Consider the following 21,184-nt stretch of genomic DNA (forward strand, 5'->3'; position numbering starts at 1 on the left):
CGGTAACTTTGCGGGTGCTGTAGGTTGCCGACCGGGTCCCTCTGGGCCCGTCCCGGACGCCGCGAGAGAGAGGCCGGTCGATGCAACCGTTCGAGCTGCCCGACTTCTACGTCCCGTACCCGGCCCGGCTCAACCCGCATCTGGAGGGCGCGCGCACGCACACGATGGCGTGGGCGCGCGAGATGCGGATGCTGGACGACCACCGCGACCCCGGCACCCCCGACATCTGGGACGAGGCCAAGCTCGAATCCGCCGACTACCCGCTGCTCTGCGCCTTCACCCATCCCGACTGCGACGGCCCCGAACTCGACCTCGTCACCGACTGGTACGTCTGGGTGTTCTACTTCGACGACCATTTCCTAGAGGTCTTCAAGAAGACGCAAGACCAGCCCGGCGCGAAGGCGTATCTCGACCGGCTCCCCCTGTTCATGTCGCTCGACCCGCCGGAGCCGACGAACGCCGTCGAGCGCGGGCTCGCCGACCTGTGGGCGCGGACCGTCCCGTCGAAGTCGGACGCGTGGCGCCGCCGGTTCTCCGAGAGCACCCTGAACCTGCTCCGCGAATCGCTGTGGGAGCTGTCCAACATCAGCAGCGGACGCGTCCCGAACCCGGTCGAGTACGTCGAGATGCGCCGCAAGGTCGGCGGCGCGCCGTGGTCGGCCGACCTGGCGGAGCACGCGGCGGGCGTCGAGGTCCCCTGGCGCGTGGTGCGGACGCGGCCGCTGCGCGTCCTCAAGGACACGTTCTCGGACGCCGTCCACCTGCGCAACGACATCTTCTCCTACCAGCGCGAGACCGAGTCGGAAGGCGAGATCAACAATTCCGTCCTGGTGATGGAGCGGTTCCTGGACGTGGCCCCGCAGGTCGCCGCCGACACCGTCAACGACCTGCTGACGTCCCGGCTCCGCCAGTTCGAGAACACGACCCTCACCGAACTGCCGCAGCTCTTCGAGGACTACGCCCTCGACCCCGTCGAGCGGGCGAACGTCTCGGCGTACGTGAAGGCGCTCCAGGATTGGCAGTCCGGCTGCCACGAATGGCACACGCGCTCCGGCCGCTACATGAACAAGAAATCGCTGGGCATGTCCGCGGCCCGCATTCCCGCCCTGCTCCGGTCGGCCCGGATCAGCATTCCGCACGTCCCGTACCAGAAGGTGGGGCCGACGCCGCTGCCCGACTTCGACATCCCCTATCCGGCGCGGGTCAACCCGCACCGCGCGAGCGCCGGCGCGAACACCGTCGCCTGGTGCCGCGACATGGGCATGTTCGACCCGCAGCCGCGCCTTCCCGACCCGATCTGGAACGAGGAACTGCTCACCGGAATGGCGCTGGAGATCTGCGCCGCGTCCATCGCCCCGGACGTCGGCCCGGAGGCCCTCGACCTCGCGACCCAGTGGCTGGCCTGCGGCACCTACGGCGACGACTACTTCCCCGCCGTCTTCAACCGCGACCGCGACATGGCCGGGGCGAAGCACTTCAACGCCCGCGTCCCCGCGTTCATGCCGCTCGACTGCGGCTCTACGCCCGCCCCCGAGAACCCCTTCGAGGCCGGGCTGGCCGACCTGTGGCGGCGGACCGCCACGCCCATGGACGAGGCCGGACGGCGCGAATTCCGCGCCGCCGTCGAGCACATGGTCGAAAGCTGGGTCTGGGAGCTGAACAACCACATCCAGTCGCGCATCCCCGACCCCGTCGACTACATCGAGATGCGCCGCCGCACCTTCGGCTCCGAAATGACGATGAGCCTCTCCCGGATCGAGCACGCCCACGAAATCCCCGCCGAGGTCTTCAAGACCCGCACCCTCCGCGAGATCGACGCCTCCGTGATGGACGTCGCCTGCCTCATGAACGACTGCTTCTCCTACCAGAAGGAGATCGAGTACGAGGGCGAGCTCAACAACGGCGTCCTCGCCGTGCAGAACTTCTTCGGCTGCGGACGCGACGAGGCGCTGCCCATCGTGAACGACCTCATCGGCTCCCGCCGCCGCCAGTTCGAATACCTCGCCGAGCACGAACTCCCGGCCCTGGCCGACGAAATGGACCTCGACGATACCGCCCGCGCCGCGCTCGACGCCTACCTCGGCGAACTGCGCGACTGGATGGCCGGGATCCTCAAATGGCACCGGGAATGCGACCGCTACGACGAGCGGGAGGCGCCGGCGGGCGTCCCCGAACCCGCCGGGCTCGGCACCTCCGCGTTCCGCCTGTACGCCCGCTCAGGCCGCTGAAGGACAGCTCACGTCAGTGAGCGATCGCCCTCCGGCGCGGTCCGGGGGGCGGGGATCATCAGGGTGTGGCGCTCGTCCTGCGTGAGCCGCCGGAACACGCGGCTGCGCGCCCGCGCGACGAGCGCCTCACCGTCCGTCACGGCCTCCCACACCCGCACCGTCCGGTCGGACGACGCGGTCGCGATCCGCGTCCCGTCCGGCGACCAGGCGACGTCCCACACCTCGTCGGCGTGGACGGCCGCGACGCACAGCTCCCGCCCGGCCGAGGGGTCCCAGAGGCGCACGGTCCGGTCCGTGGACGCCGTCGCCAGGGTGCGTCCGTCCGGCGACCACGCCATCGACCACACCCAGCCCTCGTGCCCGGTCAGCAGCGCCGTCTCGACTCCCTGCGCGACGTCCCAGATCTGCACGTCCCGGTCCCTGGACAGGGCCGCGATGTGCCCGCCGTCCGGCGACCACGCCATCGCCCGCACCGCGCTCTGCGGCACGGTCAGCAGCATGACCTGCAGCCCCGTGCGGCTCTCCCAGATCCGGACCGTCCCGTCGTGGGACGCGGCGGCGACCCGTTCCCCGTCCGGCGACCAGGCGACGGCGCGCACGGTGTCCTCGTGCCCGCGCAGGACGAGCGGCTCGGCGCCGCCGGGCCACTCGTGGATCCGGACCGTGCGGTCGTCGGACGCGGTCGCGAGCCGGTCGCCGCCGGGCGACCACGCGACGGCCCGCACCCAGTCGCCGTGATCGTCCAGCACGGCCTCCTCGGCGCCGTCCGCGGCGCGCCAGATCCGCGCGGTGCGGTCGCGGGACGCGGTGGCCACCCGCTCCCCGTCCGGCGACCAGGCCACGTCCCAGACCTCGTCGGTGTGCCCGCGCAGCACCAGCGACCCGCCGTCGACCCAGATCCGCGCCGTGCCGTCGTAGGAGGCGGAGGCGAGCCGGTCGCCGGTGGACCAGCCGACCGCGGCGACCGCGGCGGCGTGGCCGCGCAGCACGGTGATCTCGGCGGCGCGGTCGGTGTCCCAGAAGCGGACGGTCCGGTCGTCGGCGGCGCTGGCCAGCCGGGTGCCGTCCGGCGCGAACGCCACCCCGCGGACGTTCTCGCCGTGCCCGCGGAGCACCGCCAGCTCGACGCAGTCCCGGCTCGACCAGAGCCGGATCGTCCGGTCGTGGGACGCGGTGACCAGGCGATCGCCGTCCGGCGACCAGGCGATGGACCACACGAGGTCGGCGTGCCCGCGCAGCGTCGTGTCGGACGTGCCCGCCGCGGCGTCCCACACGCGGGCCGTCCGGTCGTAGGAGCAGCTCGCCACGCGGTCGCCGTCCGGCGACCAGGCGACCATCCGGACGGTGTCCTCGTGCCCGCGCCAGACCGCCAGCTCGTCCCCGGCCGCGGCGTCCCAGATCCGGATCGTCCGGTCGTCGGAGGCGCTGGCGAGCCGGGTGCCGTCGGGCGACCATGCCGCGTCCCTGACCCATCCCTCGTGGCCGCTCAGCGTCGACACGGTGGTCCCGTCCGCCGCGTCCCAGATCCTGATGTCGCCGTCGCGGGAGGCGGACGCGACGCGGGAGCCGTCCGGCGACCAGGCCACCGACCACACCATGTCGGCGTGCCCGCGCAGCACGGCCACGCGGGTGCGGGACGCGACGTCCCAGATCCGCGCCGTGCCGTCATAGGACGCCGACGCCAGCCGCGCGCCGTCCGGCGACCAGACCGCCGACGCGACCGTGCCCTCATGGCCCCGCAGGACGGCGACCTCCGCGCCGGACGCGGCGTCCCAGACCCGGACGGTGCGGTCCGACGACGCGGTCGCCAGCAGCGAACCGTCGGGCGACCAGGCCGCCGACCAGACCCTGTCGTCGTGGCCGCGCAGGACGCCGCGCATCCGGGAGACCGCGAACCCGGCCGACAGCGCCCGCCGCGCCAGCGGGGTCGGCGCGCACTCCTCGTGCGCGGCCAGGGCCAGCAGCAGGCTGTGCTCCGGATCGGTCTGGAAGGCGGTGAGCGCCTGCCGGGCGATCGAGTCGGCGAGCCGCCGCATCGCGACCCCGTCCGACCGGTGCGAGATCTCGACGAACTCGGCGGCGAGCGGCTCGACGGCCGCCAGGCCGTCCGCCTCGGCGATCCACTTGCGGGCCCCGGCCAGCCGGTCGCCGCGCAGCAGGTACGCCTCCTGACGGCCGTAGCGGTCCCACTCCGCGGCCCACTGCTCCAGGTCGGCGATGCGGCGCAGCACCTCGGCGTGCAGCGCGATCGTCTGCCGCAGCGGAGCCCACGCCGAGAACAGCGCCTCGTGCGACACCTCGAACACCGCGTCCTCGCCGTCCCGGCCGCTGGTGCACAGCCGCTCGCGGACGAACGCGTCCACGACCAGGCGCCCCTGCTCGTCCAGCTCACCGCCCGGCACCCGCCGCCGCGTGGGCCGCCCGTCGGTGAACTTGACGAACTTGAGCAGCGTCTGCAGGACGGGCGGCGCCGGCTCCATCGCCTCCAGCTCCGCCATCAGCCGGTCGGCGCGCCGCGTCAGGGCCCCGTCGACGCCGCCGGTCCTCCGGTAGTCCTCGGTGGTGATCGTGCTGTTCCGGCCGACGTGCAGGTACAGCTCGTGCAGCAGGTAGGCCAGCAGCGGCAGCGCCGTCCCGTCGCCGGTGTCGTCGGCCATCTGCGCGACCAGCTCCGGCGGCTCGAACGTGATGCCGACCCGCTCCGCCGGCTCCCGGATCACCGTCCGCAGCGCGGCGCGGTCGAGCGCCGTGACCGTGAACGGATGCCGGAACAGGCCGGCGTGCCCGCCGCTCAGGAAGGCGGTCAGGAACTCCGCGCGGAACACGAACACGACCCACAGCTTGGAGTCGGCGTCGATCGCGTCCTTGAGCATGCCAAGGAACGCGTCGCGGTCGTCGTCGCCGCTCAGCGTCAGGAGTTCCTCGGCCTGGTCGACGACGACCAGCACCGCGCGATTGCGCCGCCCTTCGCGGAGCGTGTCGAGGCTCCGGCCGAGCGCGTCCGGGCCGTCCCGCCGCAGGTCCGCCGCGACGCGCTCCGCGTCCGCGGCGTCCGCGCCCCGTGCGTCGGCGAGGCTGTAGGACAGCGACCGGAACGGGTCGTCCTCGGGCGTCATCGACGGCACGATGACCCACCGCCGCTGCTGCGCCATTCTCGGCAGGAGCCCGGCGTGCAGCAGCGACGACTTCCCCACCCCGGACGGCCCGGTGACCGCGATCGACCGCCGCTCGCCGCGCAGCCGCTCCATCAGCTCCTGGATCTCGCCGTCGCGTCCGAAGAAGACCGCGTCGTCGTCCTCGGTGAACGCGTCCAGCCCGGGATAGGGCGACCGGTCGCCCTTCCACACCGGCCGCGCCAGGTTCCGCCGTTCCTGCCCTTTCTCCCACGCCAGGACGAGCGGGATCAGCAGCATGCACAGCACGATGACCGGGAGCGCCCACTGTTGCACTACATGCGTGGTTTGTGGCGACACCTGCAATGCCAGGCCCAGCAACGCCACCAGCAGAATCATCAGGTACCCGGGAAAGACGGGACCCTGCCGCCGCCGCATGCACATCCTCCGAACCCAGACCGCGAACCCCGGCCCATGCTACGGCCGCATCGCCCCCGCGAGTTGATCAGAGCGGGCGCGAAATGCTGGACGGCGTCCGGACATGTGGCGTGTGTCCGGTCAATTCAGTGCGCCCAGGGGCGTGCGCCGAGAGGAGGGGCATTGCCATCCCCCTTGGAGGACTCCCATCCGCCCGACGAGCGGCGGCGGCGATTCGAGGAGATCTACGCGGCGAACCGCGCCCGGATCCTCGGCTACGCGCTGCGCCGCACCGCCGACCCGCAGGACGCGGCCGACGTCCTGGCGGAGACGTTCCTGACGGCCTGGCGGCGGCTGGACGACGTCCCGTCCGGCGCGCAGGCGCGGCTCTGGCTGTACGGGGTGGCCCGCCGGATCCTGGCGAACCACCACCGCGGTGAGCGCCGCCGGTCCGCGCTGGCCGCCGACCTCGGCTCACGGCTCCGCACGGACCTCGCCGTAGTGGCCGCCCCCGAGGGAGTCACAGGCGACCTGGCGGACGTCGCCGCCGCGTTCCGGAGCCTGCCGGAGCCCGACCGGGAGCTGCTCTCCCTCGTCGGCTGGGAGGGCTTGGACCACGGCGAGATCGCCACCGTCCTCGGCTGCTCCCGCAACGCCGTGCGGATCCGCCTGCACCGCGCCCGCCGCCGGTTCGCCCGCGCGCTGGAGCGCGCCGAAGCGGGCGCCCGTCCTCTGCCCACCGCCGTCCCGAACGGAGAACGCGCATGAACCGCGACGTCGACACCCTGATCGGCAGGCTCGCCCCCGTCACCGACGAGCGGGCCGGGCTGCTGCTGTCCGAGGAGACGGCCGCCGGACTGGCCGACCGCATCACGGCCACCGTCCCCGGCCCCGATCCCGTCCCCGGGCCCGCCGCCGGGCCGCGCAGGCGGCGCCCGGTGCTCGTGACCGTCGGCCTGCCGCTGGCGACCGCCGCCGCGGCGGCCGCGGCCGTCACGGTCCTGGTCGCGCGGGACGAACCGGGGACGCCGGGCCCCCCGGTCAGCACTCAGGTCAGCCCAAAGGTCAGGCTGGCCGCGGCCCTGGCCTTCACGGACCGGGGCGACCACATCGACGTCCGGGTCCGCGACCCCCTGGCCGACCCGGAGCGGTACCGCGCCGAGTTCGAGGCCCGCGGTCTCGACGTCAGGCTGTCGCTGGTGCCGGGCTCGCCCTCCCTCGTCGGCACCCTGGTGATGCTGGGCACGAGCGAAGGCACCCGCGACGACGACGTCACGGCCATCACCGCCAAGGGCGAGTGCGAGACCGGCGGCGGGGGCGACCAGTGCCCGGTCGGCGTGCGGATCCGCACCGACTACAAGGGCAGCGCTGAGATCGTCTTCGCGCGGGCGGCGCGTCCGGGCGAGCAGTACAACAGCGCCGCGCCCGTGACGGCGCCGGGCGAGGTGATGCACGGGATGACGTTCCGGAACCACCGCGTGGGCGCAGTGCTGGACGCCTTGAAGAAGCGGAACGTCACCGTGCCCGAATACCGCGCCATGTACGGAAACGAGAGCCGGGACCTGCGCCCTGAGCAGGTGCCGCCCACCTGGTACGTCCACGACGCCACCCCGTGGGCGAAGAACCAGGTCCTGATGTTCGTCGGGCCCGCTCCGTCCAAGTGACCCCGTGACCGCAGCGCCCCGGCTTGCCACGCCGGGGCGTTGCGCTCAGGAGGCTCGGGGAGCCGTGGTCGCTTCGTCCAGCAGCCGGGCGAACGTCCCGCTGGGCTGGGCGCCCGGGTGTTCACCGGCCTGGCCCGGTCGAGCCGGTAGTCCAGGCCGGCCTCCGCCGCCAGGCCGCTGACCAGCGCTATCCGCCGCCCGCTGACGCCGGACGGCCGAGCCGGTTCCTTGGGAGTGATCAGGAGGTGAGGACGGCGCGGGCGGTCATGAGGGCGAAGCCTAGGAGATTCTGGCCCTTCCAGGCTGAGGGGTGTTCGGCGTTTGGGTCGTCGGCGCTCATGCCTATGCCCCAGACGCGGTCCAGGGGGCTGGCTTCTACGAGGATGCGGTCGCGGGTGCCGAGGAGATAGTCGAGGAGTTCTTTGTTCTGGGCGAACTTGGCTTCATTGCCTTTGGAGACAATGGCGACGCGGTTGTCCGCCCAGGTTTGCTCGTCGAAGTCGCGGACGCGGCGGCCGAGGTCTTTCGCGCGGCGGGGATGGGACGCGGCGACGATGGCGTCCGCCGATTTCTCGTCCCCGAACAAGCGCGCCTTTTCGGCCATCATGTAGTGCTCGGCGGTGGCGTAGACGGTGCCGTCCACGGTGAAGGGGGACGGCCACCACTGGCTGAGGTAGCCGGGGCCGGGGGTGCTGTGGCCCCAGAAGAGCAGGAACTTCAGGCGGGTGCCCTCGTTCTGGAGGCGGATCAGGTCGGCGACGTCCATGGGAAGAGGGTGTCAGGGACGTGCGACGGTCCGCGAGCGGGTTTTCGGACGGGAATGGGTGATCGGGCGGCGCCGTTGAGAGATGTACCGCGGGCCTGGTGAAGCCCGCGGTCTAGACCATTTTGCGGAACCGGGCCGGTCATCGGGAACATTTCCCTTGTTTCGGCCGCCCGAAGAGGAGGACAGCGGTAACGATGAGCAATCCCTTGGCGAACCCTCGTCGCACCAAGGTCGTCGAGTGGCCCGAGCCACTGCCGGAGGACGCGGAGTCCGAGCGTCCCGCGGAGTCGGAGGCGAACGAGGACGCCACGCGTTGACGGCCTCCCGGCCGATAGATCAGGACCCGTCCGGATTCTCCGGGCGGGTTCTCTGCTTCACCGCCCGGAGGGCGGAGCGGTGCTGGCGCGCAGGACGACCTCGCCGGAGACGCGCTCGACGCGGCTGCGGCGGGACGCGGGCTCGCGGAGCGCCAGGCCCATGACGCGTTCGCCCATCGCGTCCATCGGCAGCGCGACGGTGGTGAGGGCGGGGGTCAGGTCGCGGACGATCGGGATGTCGTCGAAACCGGCGAGCGAGATGTCGCCGGGCACGGACACGCCGTTGTCGCGGAACGCGGCGAGCGCGCCGATCGCCATCATGTCGCTGACGGCGAACACGCAGGTCGGACGGTCCGCGCGGCGGAGCAGCTCGACCGCGGCCGCGTAGCCGCCGTCGCGGGTGAAGGCCGCCTCGACGATGTGCTCGGGCCCGGCGCGTCCGCCCGCGCCGGTCAGCGAGCCGGTGAAGCCGCCCAGCCGGTCGGTGACGGTGGTGAGCGCGCGCGGGCCGGTCAGCACGCCGAAGCGGCGGTGGCCGAGGTCGAGCAGGGCGCGGGCGAGGGCGGCGGCGCCCTCCCGGTTCTGCGGCAGGACGGCGTCGGCCTTGAGGCCGCGGTGCCGGCTGAGGACGGCGACGCGGCCGCCCGTGCGCTGGTACGGGTCCAGCTCGGCGGCCATCGAGCGTTCCCAGTCGCGGTCCTCGAAGCCGGAGCCGATGAGCAGGATCGCGCGGGCCCGCTGGGCGCGGAGCATCGCGACGTAGGCGACCTCGCGGGCCGGGTCGTGGAAGGTGCTGGCGAGCATCACGAGCATGCCGTGTTCGGCGGCGGTGCGCATCACGCCGTGGGCGATGGCGGCGAAGTACGGGTCGCTGACGTCGTGGCAGACCACCCCGACGGACTTGCTGGACGAGCTCGCGAGCGCCTGCGCGTGCGCGTTCGGGGTGTAGCTCAGGTCGGCCGCGGCGGCGAGCACGCGCTCCCGGAGGTCGGCGCGGACCTGCGACGTCCCGTTGAGGACGCGCGAGGCGGTGGCGAGCGAGACGCCGGCCTCCCGCGCCACGTCCTGCAGGGTCCCGTACGCCCGTCCGCCGGCCCCGGGCCCCTGCGCCATGCCGCCTGCCTTTCCGGGGGCGGCCCAGGCCCTCGCCCCCTCGCCGCCGACCTGCGCGGCGGAGCCTGGCGAAGGCCCTCCTCACCGCGCCGTGCGACGCTTCTCACGGTACCTTGGAAAGCGCTTTCCACATCGTGTTCCGTCGTACATCCGTGCCGCACTCATCGCGCACGGACCTTGAACGAATGGCTGGTGATGACGGATCTACCTCGGTGATCGCGACGATCAGTGGGACGACCTCCTGGACCGGCTTCACCCGTATGCGGACCACGTCGTCCGCGCCATCGAGGGCCTGCTCGCCGACTAGGGGCGCAGGCGGGTCGCGTAGAGGCCCTCGTCGGTGGCGGTCAGGAGCGTGCCGTCCGGGGCGAGGGCCAGGTCGTTGACAGGGGCCGGGACCTTGACGCAGAGGGACGGGGCGAAGGGAGTCCCGTTTCCGGTCAACGCCGCGTCCCAGGCCAGGACGGTGCAGGGGTCGCCCTCAAGTCCGGCGGCGACCAGCAGGCGGCCGGAGCCGACGTTGCCCGACGACGCCACCCGGTCGCACGGGGCGGGGGCCGTGAGGACGGCGAGCCTGTCGCCGTCCAGGCCCCGGACGTGCAGGGCGCACTCCACCGGCTGGACCAGGACCAGGCCGTGCGGCGACGGCGTCAGCACCGCGCGGGTGGACGGGACGGCCGTGACGTCCTCGCCGCGTTCGACGTCCACGACGACGGCGTCCGAAGTGCCGCCGGTCAGGGCGATGAGCGGGCCGGTCGCCGGAGTGGCGTGCAGCGCGGTCCGGTCGATGGCCGTGCGATGGCCGAGCCACAGCGCGAACTCGGCCAGGCGATCGCCGGTCAGCGCGTCCCAGACGACGACCTCCGCGTCGTTGGCGGGACCGAAGATCGCGACGACGGCGCCGCGGCCGCCGTGGACGGCCAGGGCGAGCAGGTCGGGCTGGCCGTCCAGGACGAGCTCGCGGCCCGTGCGGACGTCCTGGACGTGGACGCGGTCGCGGTGCGTCCAGGCCACGGTCGGCGATCCGGTGGGGAGGCCGAACGTCCACTCGGCGCGTTCGGCGGGGAAGTCGGGGATCGGCGGGCCGAGGACCGCGCGCGCCGCGAGGTCCCAGGCCTGGCCGGTGTTCGCGCCGTGGTCCGTCCGGGACGTGAACACCAGCGGCGGCCCTTGCGCGGTGGCGGCGACGCCGTCGAACGACCCGTCCGCCAGCGGGGCCGCCTGCACGCTTTCCGGCATGCGAGGGAGGGTAGGGCACCGGCCTCAGATCGTTCCACGAAGTGGCGAAACAATGCCTATCCGGCGAGCCGCCGGGAATCATCGGGTTGGGCTAGGTTCGTTCGTCGTGGAACCGGTTGATCTCACGCCCGTCGAGCGGCGCGTCTGGCGGGCGTTCCCCACCGGGACATCGGTCGACCTCCGGGACGGCATGGACGACGACCCGGAGAACGGAGCCGCCTGGGGCCCCGGCCGCACCGTACGCGCCAAGGTGCTGCGCAAACTGCTGCTGAGACCGCCGGTGGACGGCGACGTCGCGGCCCTGCGGCTGACCGGCGCGCGCATCGTCGGCGTGCTCAGGGTGAACCACGCGACGATCGAACATCCGGTGCGGCTGACCGTGTGCCACTTCGAGGAGCCGCCCATGCTCTTCGGGGCGCGCCTGCGGAGGCTGAATCTGTCCTCGTCCTACCTGCCGGGCCTGGGCGGGGGCGCGCTGCAGGTGGAGGAGGTGCTGCGCCTCACCGACTGCCGGATCCCGGGAGAGGTCCGGCTCCTCGGCGCGCGGCTGTCCGACGCCCTCTTCATCGAGCGGGCGCGCCTCGGGCGGGCGGACGCGTCGGGCGGGGAGGTCCTGCAGCTCAGCCATTCCGCCATCGAACGCGACCTCGTGGGCGACGATCTGGTCGTGCACGGGGAGGTCCGGCTGGACGGGGCGACGGTGTCCGGCCGGGTGAAGCTGGTCGGCGCCGCGATCGCCAACCCCGGCGGGCTGTCGCTGTGCGCCGACAACCTCACCGTCGGAACGGACGTGATCGCCGCGTCGGCCCGGTTCGACGGCGAGGTCAACCTGCGCGGCGCGACGATCCCGGGGCTGCTCGTCTTCACGCAGGCCCGGCTGTCGTCGCTGCGCGCGACCAGCGCCACGATCGGCGAGGTGTGGCTGCGGGAGGGCGGGATCGACGGCGAGGCCAACCTGCTCCGCGGGACCTTCGGGCTGCTGTTCGTCCCGCCGGGCGCGCTGCGCGGCACGGTGTGGCTGGACGGGCTGACGTACGGCGCGCTCGCCCCGCGCCTCCCGGCGAAGGTGCGCATCGCGATGCTGGAGCAGGACGCGGAGGGGTACGTACCGCACGCCTACGAGCAGCTCGCCGCCGCGTACCGGCAGGCCGGGGACGACCGGGCGGCGCGGAACGTGCAGCTCGCCAAGCAGCGCAGGCTCCGCCGGACGCGTCCCTGGTACGCGCGGCTCTGGGGATACCTGCAGGACGTGACGGTCGGGTACGGGTTCCGTCCGGTGTGGGCGGCGGCCTGGCTGGGCGGGCTGCTGGCCGCCGGCGCCGCGGCGTTCGGGTCGCGTCCGCCCGAGCCGCTGAAGGCCGGGGAGCATCCGCCGTTCAACGCGCTGTTCTACACGCTCGACCTGCTGCTGCCCATCATCGACTTCGGCCAGGAGAAGGCGTTCAAGCCGTCCGGCGGGTACCAGTGGCTCGCCTACGGGCTGGTCATCGGCGGCTGGGTGCTCGCGACGACGATCGCGGCCGGGGTCAGCCGGACGATCAGCCGCCAGTGACGCTCAGCAGGGACGGACGGCGCGGAGGCGGGCGGCGGCGTCCTCGGGCGGGACGTCGTTGATCCAGGCGGCCATGCCCGACTCCGAGCCCGCCAGATACTTGATCTTGCCGGGCGCGCGGCGGACGGAGAACAGCTCGAGGTGCAGGCGGACGAGGTCGCGTCCCTCGCCCACCGGCGCCTGGTGCCAGCCCGCCACATACGGGAGCGGCGCGTCGTAGAGGGCGTCGCAGCGGCGGAGGAGGTCGCGGTACAGGACGGCCAGCTCGTCGCGTTCGGCGGAACCGAGGGCGGTCAGGTCGGGGACGTGGCGGTGCGGCATCAGGTGCACCTCGACCGGCCATCGGGCGGCGGCGGGGACGTACGCCGTCCAGTGCTCGCCGGACAGGACGACGCGGGCGCCCGCCCGCTCGGCCTTCAGCACGTCGCCGAACAGGCCGGGACGGGCGGCGGCCTGCGCGAGCATCCGCCCGGTGCGGGGCGTGACGAACGGGTAGGCGTAGATCTGCCCGTGCGGATGGTGCAGGGTCACGCCGATCTCGACGCCGCGGTTCTCGAAGACGAAGACCTGCTCGACGTCCGGGATCGCGGACAGCTCGGCGGTGCGGTCGGCCCAGGCGTCGATGACCGTCCGGACGCGGGACACCGGCAGGCGTGACATGGACGTGGCGTGCTCGTGCATGGCCCGGCAGCGTACCGGCGGGCCGCGCGCCCGCGGCCGCCTCCAGGGCGGGTGCGCCTAGAGGGCGGGCGCGCTCGACCGGCGCCGCGCCCGGTGGACGGCCAGGATGTGCTTCATCAGCGTGGTCAGGACCTCTTTCCCGGACGCGCGGTCGCGCGCGTCGCAGAGGACGACCGGCGGCCCCTCCCCGAGGTCGAGCGCCTCCCGGATCTCGTCGGCGGTGTAGTCGTAGCCGTCCTCGAAGCGGTTCACGGCGACGACGAACGGGAGGCCGCGGTTCTCGAAGTAGTCGACGGCGGCGAAGGAGTCGGTGAGGCGGCGCGTGTCGGCGAGGACGACGGCGCCGAGCGCGCCGTACGACAGCTCGTCCCACATGAACCAGAAGCGGTCCTGGCCCGGCGTGCCGAACAGGTACAGGACGAGCCCGGCGCGGATCGTGATGCGGCCGAAGTCCATCGCGACCGTGGTGGTGGTCTTCCGCTCGACGCCGCCGGTGTCGTCGACGTGGACGCCCCGGTCGGTGAGCAGCTCCTCGGTCTGCAGGGGACGGATCTCGCTGACGGCGCCGACCAGCGTCGTCTTGCCGACGCCGAACCCCCCGGCGACGAGGAGCTTCACCGCGACCGGAGCCGGGGCCGACGCCGCCGGAACCGGAGCCGACTCGGCCGAGGACGAGTCCGGGGACGAGGCCGGGGACGAGGCCGAGGGCGAGGCCGCCGCGGCCTGGACGACCGATCCTGCGCCGTCAGAGCGCTTGGAGGCCATCGAGCACCTCCTTCAACAGGCGTTCCTTGGAGAGCGCGCTCTCCGGTGGGGGGCGGGTGGCGGTGATGAGCCGGTGGTGCAGCAGATCCCCGAGCAGGACGCGCACGACGACGAGGGGCAGCCCCATCCGGGCGGCGATCTCGGCGACCGGCTGCGGCTGCAGGCACATCTCCAGGATGTCGAGATGCTCGGGCCCGATGCCGGGCGAGCCCGACCTGGGCCGCGCCGCCGTCGAGATGATCGTGATCATGTCGAAGGGCTCCGCGGTCGCGGGCCTGGCCCGGCCGCGCGTCAGGGCGTAGGACCGGACGATCGGCCCCGCCTCCTCATCGAGCCATTCGGCGCCAGGACCGGTCATGGTCCGTCACGTGTCCTCGTTGTCCAGGATCTCGGCGCGGCCGCGCCTGGTGCCCTGCTGGATGGACGACATCATCGACCGCAGTTCCTCGGGCGTCCGGCGGGGGCGCGTCCGCTCGGTTCCCGGACCGGCGCCGGAGTCGGGCTCGGCGTCCGGCACGGGCGCGGAGAGGGGGACGGACGCGGCGAGGGGCGTCTCGCGCAGCTGGGCGGCCATGTTCTCCTGCCGGACGCGTTTCGGCAGCGGCGGCCGTTCGGCGCCGCCTCCCCCGGCGGGACGGCGCCGGACCTCGCGCGGCGAACGCGGGATGCTGGGCGGCCGCTCCCACCAAGGCGCCGACTCAGGCTCAGGCGCCGGCTCAGGCTCCGGCTCAGGCTCCGCCGCCGCGGCGGACGGCGGTTCGCCCCAGGCCGACGGCGCCGACGTCCGCCGCGCGAGCGGCGGTCCCTGCATCGGCTCCTCGAACACAGGAAGGGGCCCGGTCTTGGCATCGGAGTCGGAAGCCGCCGACGCACCGAGCGGATCGCTTTGCAGCGGGTCGCCCAGCGAATCACCGAGCGGGTCGCTGACGTCCGGTGGGGCCTGGTGCCGTCCGGGCGGGAGCTGCAGGACGGATCCGCCCTGGTCGAACGCCGGCTGCCCGCCGAGAGCCGTCCCGGCGGAGACGAGCGCGTCCTCCCCGCGACCGGTGGTGAGCGCGGGCGCGCCGCCCCGCTCGGCGTCGGCGCCGTCCCGGACGACGAGGTCCTCGGGCAGCAGGACGATCGCGGTCATCCCGCCGTACGGGGACGTCCGCAGCGTGACCCTGATGCGGTGCCGCCGCGCGAGCCGCCCGACGACGAACAGGCCGAGCTGCGCGCTGTCGGACAGGTCGAAGTCGGCGGCGTTGGCGAGCCGCTCGTTGGCGGCGGCGAGGCCGGCCGCGTCCATGCTGAGGCCGCGGTCCTCGACCTCCAGCGTGTAGCCGTGCGCGACGGGCTGCCCCTGCACCTGGACGGTCGTGTGCGGCGGCGAGAACACGGTGGCGTTCTCGATCAGCTCGGCGAGCAGGTGGATGACGTCGGCGACGGCCGGGCCGACGATCGCGGCGCGGCTCATCGGCGCGACGTTGACGCGGGTGTAGTCCTCGACCTCGGACGCGGCGGCGCGGGCGACGTCCACGATCGCGACGGGGCTGCGCCAGCCGCGGCCCGGTGCCTGCCCGGACAGGATGATCAGGCCCTCGGCGTGCCGGCGCATGCGGGTGGCGAGATGGTCGACGCGGAACAGGTCCTCCAGGTCGTCGGGCGTCTCGATGCGGCGCTCCATCGCGTCCAGCAGCTTGAGCTGGCGGTGCAGCAGCGTCTGGCTGCGGCGGGCGAGGTTGACGAACACGTCGCTGACGTTGCGGCGGAGCGTGGCCTCCTCGACGGCGCTCTGGATCGCCGTCCGCCTGGCGGCGTTGAACGCCTCGCCGACCTGGTCGATCTCGCGGGTGCCGAACCCGAGCGGCGGGGCCTCGGCGGCGACGTCGACCTCGTCGCCGCGCCGCAGCCGCCGGACCACGCCGGGCAGCCGGACGTCGGCGAGGTCGAGCGCCGCGCGGCGCAGCCCGGCCAGCTCGCGGACGATGGACCGGGCGACCCACACCGCGAGGACGAGCGAGGCCGCGACGGCGACCAGCCCGAGCGCGCCCGCGAGGACGACGCGGGTGATGATGGCACCGGAGATCGGCTCGGCGCGCTTCTCCGCGCCCGCCGACACGGCCAGTTCGAGGCCGCGCAGCCGGGTCAGGTTCGAGTCGGCGGTGGTCTTCCACAGCACGCCGGTGCCGCCCGCGGCGTTGATCAGCCGCGGGGACGTGACGAAGCGGTCCTCCAGCGTGCGGAGCCGGCCGTACTCGGGCATCGAGACGACGCGCTTGTAATAGGCCTGGTCGGCGGCCCGCAGCTCGGACGCGGCGAACCCGTAGAGGGCGCGCTGCGTCCCGACGAGCTTGATGAACTGGGCGTGCTCGGCCGGTGTGACGCGCCCGGCGGCGAGCGCGCCGGCGAGGAGGGCGTCCTCCTGCGCGAGGATCTCGCGGGCGCGGGTCAGCGCCGTCTCGTTGCGGGCGTCCCTGGCGATCTCGGAGTTGTCGAGGGTGGCGAGCGAGCCCTGGAGCGAGCCGACGTCGCCGAGGAGGGTCGTGTAGTCGGCGAAGGCGCGTCCCCGGTCGGTCCGGCCGGCGTCGATGGCGCGGCGGCGCGCGTCCAGCCCGTCCAGCTCGCGGAGGATCTTGTCGGCGAGGCGGCGGGTGTCGGCGGACGCGGCGTCGCGGGCGCCCTGGTCGGCCACGAGCCGGCGGAACAGGCCGGCCTGCCGGTCGGTGACCAGCCGGCCCGACTCCATCGACGCACGGTCGGCGTCCGCCCGGCCGCCGAGGTAGACCATCGACAGCCGCCGCTCGGCCTGCAGCGCGCTGCCGAGCGCGCCGGACGGGTACCCGTAGTGGTCCTGGACGGTCTCGACGTGCCGGAGGTTGAGGCCCTCGCCGAGCGCGATGCTCGCGGCGAACGCCCACAGCCCGCCGAGCGAGACCACCGACACGGTCACCATCAGGACGACCTTGAAGCGGATGGAGCGGAATCGCGCGGCCTTGAGGACGCGCCGCTCGCCGGCGGCTGAGTCCACGGTGCGGCCTCGATTTGGCACTTCGGCTGAACCTTCACTCGGACGGACGACGGTGACGGAAACTGTGCGGGGAACGACGGCGGAGAACGGTGACGGACGGCTGGCGCGGGGCGACGGAGAGCGGGCGCGGGACGGAGGAGAGCCTAGAACCGCGCGCCGCCGTGTGTCGACAGTTTCCAGATCATCACGTTTTGTACACACCAACGGCCCGAAATCCCCCTACGATGCCTCAGCGTGATGGCTCGTACTCCGCACGCGACGAAGATCCTGCTCGCCGTGGCCGCCCTGGCCGCGGTCGTGGCGTCCACCGGCGCGTGCAGCGGTGACTCAGGCGCCTCCGCCGCGCCGCCCGACATCCCGATGGCGCAGCAGCTCGGCACCCCGGAGGGCCGGCTCGACATGGTCGTCTGGACGGGCTACGCCGAGAACGGCTCGAACGACAAGAAGGTCGACTGGGTCACCCCGTTCACGAAGGCCACCGGCTGCAAGGTCACCACGAAGGTGGCCGACACGTCGGACGCGATGGTCGCGCTCATGGAGACCGGGCGGTACGACGGCGTGTCGGCGTCCGGCGACGCGAGCCTGCGGCTCGTCCACGCCGGGCTGGTCGCGCCCGTCAACACCGGCCTGATCGGAAACTACGCCGACATCGCCGGATACCTGAAGAACCAGCCGTACAACTCCGTCAACGGGCAGATGTACGGCGTCCCGCACGGGTACGGCGCGAACGTCCTGATGTACCGCACGGACAAGTTCCAGCAGCGCCCGACGTCCTGGAGCGTCATCTGGGACGAGGACTCCCCGGCCGCCGGGCACGTCGTCGCCTACGACTCGCCCATCTACATCGCCGACGCCGCGCTCTACCTCAAGACGCACCGCCCCGACCTGGAGATCACCGACGTCTACGCGCTGGACGAGGAGCAGTTCGCCGCCGCGGTCGACCTGCTCAAGCGGCAGCGGCCGAACGTCAACCAGTACTTCGTGTCCTACCTGGACGAGCTCCACTCGTTCACGAGCGGGTACAACTACGCGGGCATCGGCTGGCAGGTCACCGCGAACCTGGCGCTGGCGGAGAAGGCGCCGGTGGCGACGACGATCCCGGTCGAGGGCGCGACCGGCTGGTCCGACACCTGGATGATCTCCTCGAAGGCGCAGCACCCGACCTGCATGTACAAGTGGATGAACTGGATCACGGCGCCGAAGGTGCAGGCCCAGGTGGCGCAGTGGTTCGGCGAGGCGCCCGCCAATCCGAAGGCGTGCCGGTACACCGCGAAGGGCTTCTGCTCGACGTTCCGCGTCGGCGACCAGGCGTTCTACAAGCGCCTGGCGTTCTGGCGGACGCCGACGAAGGACTGCGGCGACGACCGCGGCGACTCCTGCGTCGAGTACTCCCGCTGGGCCCAGGCATGGACGCAGATCAAGGGCTGACCAGGCGCTGATCGAGGCGGGAACAAGGCGTCATGGTCCGGGGTTCTCGGCGACATGAGCGACTATGGCAGGCCACTGGAATTCGGCTATTTCCTCGTCCCGAACGCCGACGACCCGCTCCTGGACACGGCGCGCGCCGCCGATCGCGCGGGCCTCGACCTGATCGGCGTGCAGGACCACCCCTACCAGCGCCGATACGTCGACACGTGGACGCTCCTCAGCACGATCGCGGCCGTCACCGAGCGCGTCCGCGTCTTCCCGGACGTGGCGAGCCTGCCGCTGCGTCCCCCGGCGGTACTGGCGAAGGCCGCCGCGAGCCTGGACGTGCTCAGCGGCGGCCGCGCGGAGCTCGGTCTCGGCGCGGGCGGCTTCTGGGACGCGATCGAGGCGTTCGGCGGCCCCCGCCGCACCCCCAAGGAGGCCGCGAACGCCCTGGAGGAGGCGGTCACGGTCATTCGCAAAGTGTGGAGCGGTGAGCGCAACCTGCGCTTCGACGGCGACCACTACCGTTTGAAGGGCGCCAAGGCGGGGCCCGTCCCGGCGCACCGCATGGAGCTGTGGCTCGGCGTGGGCGGCCCGCGCGGCCTTGCCCTGACGGGACGTGCCGCCGACGGCTGGCTCCCGTCCTCGCCCTGGGCCACCCCGGAGCGGTTGCCGGAGATGCACGCGCGGATCGACGAGGCGGCCGCGTCCGCCGGACGCGACCCGGCGGACGTCCGCAGGCTCTACAACATCAGCGGGACGATCACCGATGGCGCGTCCGAGGGCTTCCTGCGCGGGCCCGCGTCCCAGTGGGCGGACGAGCTCACCGACCTCGCCGTGGGTTCCGGAATGGACACCTTCATCCTCTGGGCGGAGGGCGACCAGGAGGCTCAGATCAGGCGCTTCGCGGAGGACGTCGTCCCGGCCGTTCGCACTCAGGTCGCCCAGGAACGCGGCGCCTGACGCGCTGGCTCAGGGCCAGCGGTAGGCGGCGTCCTTGGCGGGGACGTGGTGCGGCAGGTAGCACTTGGTCGTGACGTGCTCGTCCTTGCAGTCGAGGCACAGGTACGTGCGGTGGCCGCGCAGGCCGCGGCCGCGTTCGTCGCACGGCGGGCAGATGCACGGCGACCAGCCGACGATGACCCGGCCCGGTTCGAGCCGGTGCCCCGCCGGGCACAGGAACGGCACATGGTCGCGGACGCCCGCCTGTTTCGCCTGCACGGCACGAGACTCTACTCGAACGTGTGATCGATCAGGAAGCGGGCTTCAGCGCGTAGCACCAGTTCGACTTGCCGTTGAAGTAGTGGCGGGCGCGGGGGTCGCCGTACCGCCACTGGCATCCGGCGTCGAGCTGGGCGGACGACAGCTTCATCGTGGCGCCCGAGTTCTTGACGCAGTACGCGCCGGTGCTCGGCGACGTCCGGTACTCGACCCACTCCCAGCCGAGCTTCTTGCAGTACGCGGTGAAATGCCCGGGCCCGAGTTCCACCCGGACGGGCTTCGGACGCCTCGGCTGCGACGCCGACGGCCGCGGCTTCGACGGCTGCGCGGACGGCGGCTTCGACGTGGCCGTGTTCGACGCGCCGGGACTCGACGGGGAAACGGTGCCCCGGCCACCCGCCTGGCTCGCGTTGGCGGACGGGGAGGTCGCCGCACCGGTCGAGCCGCGCGGGTCGGCGCGGGCGCCGTCGTCCGGGGAACCGCCGTCCGCGAGCCAGGCCGCCGCGAACACGAGCGCGACGGCCGCCGCGACCGCGCCGCCCGCACCGGCGATGACGGCCTTGCGGCGTCCGCCGCGCGGGTCGGCCGGGCCTGGCTGCGTGCCGCCCGGCAGCGGCGCACCCGCCGGGCCTGGCTGGCCTGGCCGCGTGCCCTCCGGCAGCGGCGGACCCAGCGGAGCGGGCGGGCCTTGACCGTGCGGTGCCGTCACCGCGTCCGCCGGAAGGGGGTCGGGCGGGAGCGCCTCCGAGGGGAGAGCTGGGATGACCGGAGCGACAGCGGGACGGGCTTGGGCGCGTCCCGCCCGCCGGACGAGACGGTCGAGGACGTCCTGCGCGGCCGGACGCCGCGCCGGGTCCTTCGTGAAGCATTCGGCGAGCAGGCCGCGCAACGGCTCCTCGATGCCGTCGAGGTTCGGTTCCCCGTTCGCGATCCGGTTGAAGACGATCGGGATGGACTCGTTGCCGAACGGCGGGCGCCCGGTCGCGGCGAACGCCATCGTCGACGCCCACGCGAACACGTCCACCGCGGGCCCGAGCTCGCCGGGCTGGAGCTGCTCGGGCGCCATGTACGCGGGCGTCCCGATCGCGCGGCTGACCATCGTCTGCGCGCCGGACAGCGCGCGGGAGATGCCGAAGTCGATGACGCGCGGGCCGTCCGCTCCGATCAGCACGTTGTCCGGTTTGAGGTCGCGGTGCACGATGCCGGCGTCGTGCAGGGCGACGAGCGCCGTGGCGGTCGCGACGGCGAGCCGGTCGAGCGCGGCGCCGGAGCGCGGGCCCTGCTCGGCGACGACGCGGCTGAGCGGCGGCCCGTCGACGTACTCGGTGACGATGTAGCGCCGGTCGCCGACCGTGCCGGAGTCGAGGACCTGCGCGGTGCAGAACCGCGCGACCTGCTTGGCCGCGTCCATCTCGCGCGCGAACGTGTCGAGGGTGCCGAAGTCTGCGGTGAGCTGCGCGTGGAACACCTTCACCGCGACCCTGGTGCCGTCCCCGGCGTGGCCGAGGTACACCACGCCCTGGCCGCCCTGCCCGAGCCGGGCGGTGAGCCGGTAGGCGCCGAGTTGTCGTGGATCGTCGGGTTCTAGGGGCGGCACGCCTTGCAGTGTAGGGCGTGCCTCATCGGTCGCGGTGTGCGATGAGGCGGGCGAGCGTGCGGAGTTCGGCCGAGGCGGCGGGGGCGGGGGC

16 protein-coding genes and 1 pseudogene are annotated in these 21,184 nt (G+C 73.2%); 7 read left to right on the forward strand and 10 right to left on the reverse strand.

What is annotated here, in order from left to right:
* The first annotated feature begins 80 nt into the window (after nt 1–80).
* A complete protein-coding gene (locus E1287_RS14965; RefSeq protein WP_131965536.1) occupies nt 81–2,228 on the forward strand; it encodes a germacradienol/geosmin synthase in 2,148 nt (715 codons plus the stop codon).
* Between the two features lie 8 nt (nt 2,229–2,236).
* Here E1287_RS14965 and E1287_RS14970 read toward each other — a convergent pair whose 3' ends face one another.
* On the reverse strand, nt 2,237–5,728 hold the full coding sequence (locus E1287_RS14970) for a WD40 repeat domain-containing protein (protein WP_165969009.1): 3,492 nt from the start codon (nt 5,726–5,728) through the stop codon (nt 2,237–2,239).
* A 213-nt stretch (nt 5,729–5,941) separates the two neighbouring features.
* On the opposite strand from E1287_RS14970, the gene E1287_RS14975 reads away from it, so the two are divergent.
* On the forward strand, nt 5,942–6,526 hold the full coding sequence (locus E1287_RS14975; protein ID WP_243719032.1) for a sigma-70 family RNA polymerase sigma factor: 585 nt from the start codon (nt 5,942–5,944) through the stop codon (nt 6,524–6,526).
* Nucleotides 6,523–7,422, forward strand: coding sequence for a hypothetical protein (locus E1287_RS14980; protein WP_131965539.1), 900 nt, complete (start codon nt 6,523–6,525; stop codon nt 7,420–7,422). The genes E1287_RS14975 and E1287_RS14980 overlap by 4 nt, the downstream gene beginning before the upstream one ends.
* A 238-nt stretch (nt 7,423–7,660) precedes the next feature.
* Here the strand turns inward: E1287_RS14980 and E1287_RS14985 are convergent, their stop codons facing one another.
* Nucleotides 7,661–8,188 (reverse strand): NADAR family protein, encoded by a 528-nt coding sequence (locus E1287_RS14985; protein ID WP_131965540.1) that lies wholly within the window; start codon nt 8,186–8,188, stop codon nt 7,661–7,663.
* Between the two features lie 194 nt (nt 8,189–8,382).
* Between E1287_RS14985 and E1287_RS46330 the strand changes: the two genes are divergently transcribed.
* A complete protein-coding gene (locus tag E1287_RS46330; protein ID WP_279504936.1) occupies nt 8,383–8,505 on the forward strand; it encodes a hypothetical protein in 123 nt (40 codons plus the stop codon).
* Nucleotides 8,506–8,562: 57 nt separating this feature from the next.
* On the opposite strand, the gene E1287_RS14990 is transcribed toward E1287_RS46330, so the two are convergent.
* On the reverse strand, nt 8,563–9,618 hold the full coding sequence (locus E1287_RS14990; protein ID WP_131965541.1) for a LacI family DNA-binding transcriptional regulator: 1,056 nt from the start codon (nt 9,616–9,618) through the stop codon (nt 8,563–8,565).
* 303 nt (nt 9,619–9,921) lie between these two features.
* Complete coding sequence (locus E1287_RS14995; RefSeq protein WP_131965542.1) at nt 9,922–10,857, reverse strand: hypothetical protein; 936 nt, start codon at nt 10,855–10,857, stop codon at nt 9,922–9,924.
* A gap of 106 nt (nt 10,858–10,963) precedes the next feature.
* On the opposite strand from E1287_RS14995, the gene E1287_RS45625 reads away from it, so the two are divergent.
* The gene (locus E1287_RS45625) at nt 10,964–12,409 is read left to right on the forward strand and encodes a membrane-associated oxidoreductase (RefSeq protein WP_131965543.1); all 1,446 of its coding nucleotides are present in this window, start codon (nt 10,964–10,966) and stop codon (nt 12,407–12,409) included.
* A gap of 3 nt (nt 12,410–12,412) precedes the next feature.
* Here the strand turns inward: E1287_RS45625 and galT are convergent.
* From galT to E1287_RS15020, 4 genes and pseudogenes are all read right to left on the reverse strand, one after another.
* Nucleotides 12,413–13,084: pseudogene (galT, locus tag E1287_RS15005) on the reverse strand (galactose-1-phosphate uridylyltransferase); the annotation flags it as partial.
* Between the two features lie 63 nt (nt 13,085–13,147).
* On the reverse strand, nt 13,148–13,855 hold the full coding sequence (locus tag E1287_RS15010) for an ATP/GTP-binding protein (protein WP_131965545.1): 708 nt from the start codon (nt 13,853–13,855) through the stop codon (nt 13,148–13,150).
* On the reverse strand, nt 13,836–14,213 hold the full coding sequence (locus E1287_RS15015; RefSeq protein WP_131965546.1) for a DUF742 domain-containing protein: 378 nt from the start codon (nt 14,211–14,213) through the stop codon (nt 13,836–13,838). Before E1287_RS15015 ends, E1287_RS15010 begins: the two co-directional genes overlap by 20 nt.
* Before the next feature lie 6 nt (nt 14,214–14,219).
* Nucleotides 14,220–16,865, reverse strand: a complete 2,646-nt coding sequence (locus tag E1287_RS15020; protein ID WP_131965547.1) for a nitrate- and nitrite sensing domain-containing protein — start codon at nt 16,863–16,865, stop codon at nt 14,220–14,222.
* Nucleotides 16,866–17,102: 237 nt separating this feature from the next.
* On the opposite strand from E1287_RS15020, the gene E1287_RS15025 reads away from it, so the two are divergent.
* The gene (locus E1287_RS15025; protein WP_131965555.1) at nt 17,103–18,293 is read left to right on the forward strand and encodes an ABC transporter substrate-binding protein; all 1,191 of its coding nucleotides are present in this window, start codon (nt 17,103–17,105) and stop codon (nt 18,291–18,293) included.
* A 54-nt stretch (nt 18,294–18,347) separates the two neighbouring features.
* Entirely contained in the window at nt 18,348–19,238 is an 891-nt protein-coding gene (locus E1287_RS15030; protein WP_131965548.1) for an LLM class flavin-dependent oxidoreductase, read from the forward strand.
* A gap of 9 nt (nt 19,239–19,247) precedes the next feature.
* Here the strand turns inward: E1287_RS15030 and E1287_RS15035 are convergent, their stop codons facing one another.
* Together E1287_RS15035 and E1287_RS15040 are read right to left on the reverse strand one after the other, a co-directional pair.
* Nucleotides 19,248–19,496 carry a hypothetical protein gene (locus E1287_RS15035; RefSeq protein ID WP_131965549.1) on the reverse strand — a complete coding sequence of 83 codons (249 nt, stop codon included), beginning with the start codon at nt 19,494–19,496 and terminating at the stop codon, nt 19,248–19,250.
* Between the two features lie 31 nt (nt 19,497–19,527).
* Nucleotides 19,528–21,093, reverse strand: a complete 1,566-nt coding sequence (locus tag E1287_RS15040) for a serine/threonine-protein kinase (protein ID WP_165969010.1) — start codon at nt 21,091–21,093, stop codon at nt 19,528–19,530.
* Nucleotides 21,094–21,184 lie beyond the last annotated feature (91 nt).

It is taken from the genome of Actinomadura sp. KC06, from assembly GCF_004348735.1.
Classification (GTDB): Bacteria; Actinomycetota; Actinomycetes; order Streptosporangiales; family Streptosporangiaceae; genus Spirillospora.

Excerpts from the sequence above, each read along its gene's own strand:
- E1287_RS14965 (WP_131965536.1), top strand. The coding sequence starts at position 81 with ATGCAACCGTTCGAGCTGCCCGACTTCTACGTCCCGTACCCGGCCCGG.
- E1287_RS14980 (WP_131965539.1), top strand. The coding sequence starts at position 6,523 with ATGAACCGCGACGTCGACACCCTGATCGGCAGGCTCGCCCCCGTCACC.
- E1287_RS14985 (WP_131965540.1), bottom strand. The coding sequence starts at position 8,188 with ATGGACGTCGCCGACCTGATCCGCCTCCAGAACGAGGGCACCCGCCTG.
- E1287_RS46330 (WP_279504936.1), top strand. The coding sequence starts at position 8,383 with ATGAGCAATCCCTTGGCGAACCCTCGTCGCACCAAGGTCGTCGAGTGG.
- E1287_RS14990 (WP_131965541.1), bottom strand. The coding sequence starts at position 9,618 with ATGGCGCAGGGGCCCGGGGCCGGCGGACGGGCGTACGGGACCCTGCAG.
- E1287_RS14995 (WP_131965542.1), bottom strand. The coding sequence starts at position 10,857 with ATGCCGGAAAGCGTGCAGGCGGCCCCGCTGGCGGACGGGTCGTTCGAC.
- E1287_RS15010 (WP_131965545.1), bottom strand. The coding sequence starts at position 13,855 with ATGGCCTCCAAGCGCTCTGACGGCGCAGGATCGGTCGTCCAGGCCGCG.
- E1287_RS15015 (WP_131965546.1), bottom strand. The coding sequence starts at position 14,213 with ATGACCGGTCCTGGCGCCGAATGGCTCGATGAGGAGGCGGGGCCGATC.
- E1287_RS15025 (WP_131965555.1), top strand. The coding sequence starts at position 17,103 with ATGGCTCGTACTCCGCACGCGACGAAGATCCTGCTCGCCGTGGCCGCC.
- E1287_RS15030 (WP_131965548.1), top strand. The coding sequence starts at position 18,348 with ATGAGCGACTATGGCAGGCCACTGGAATTCGGCTATTTCCTCGTCCCG.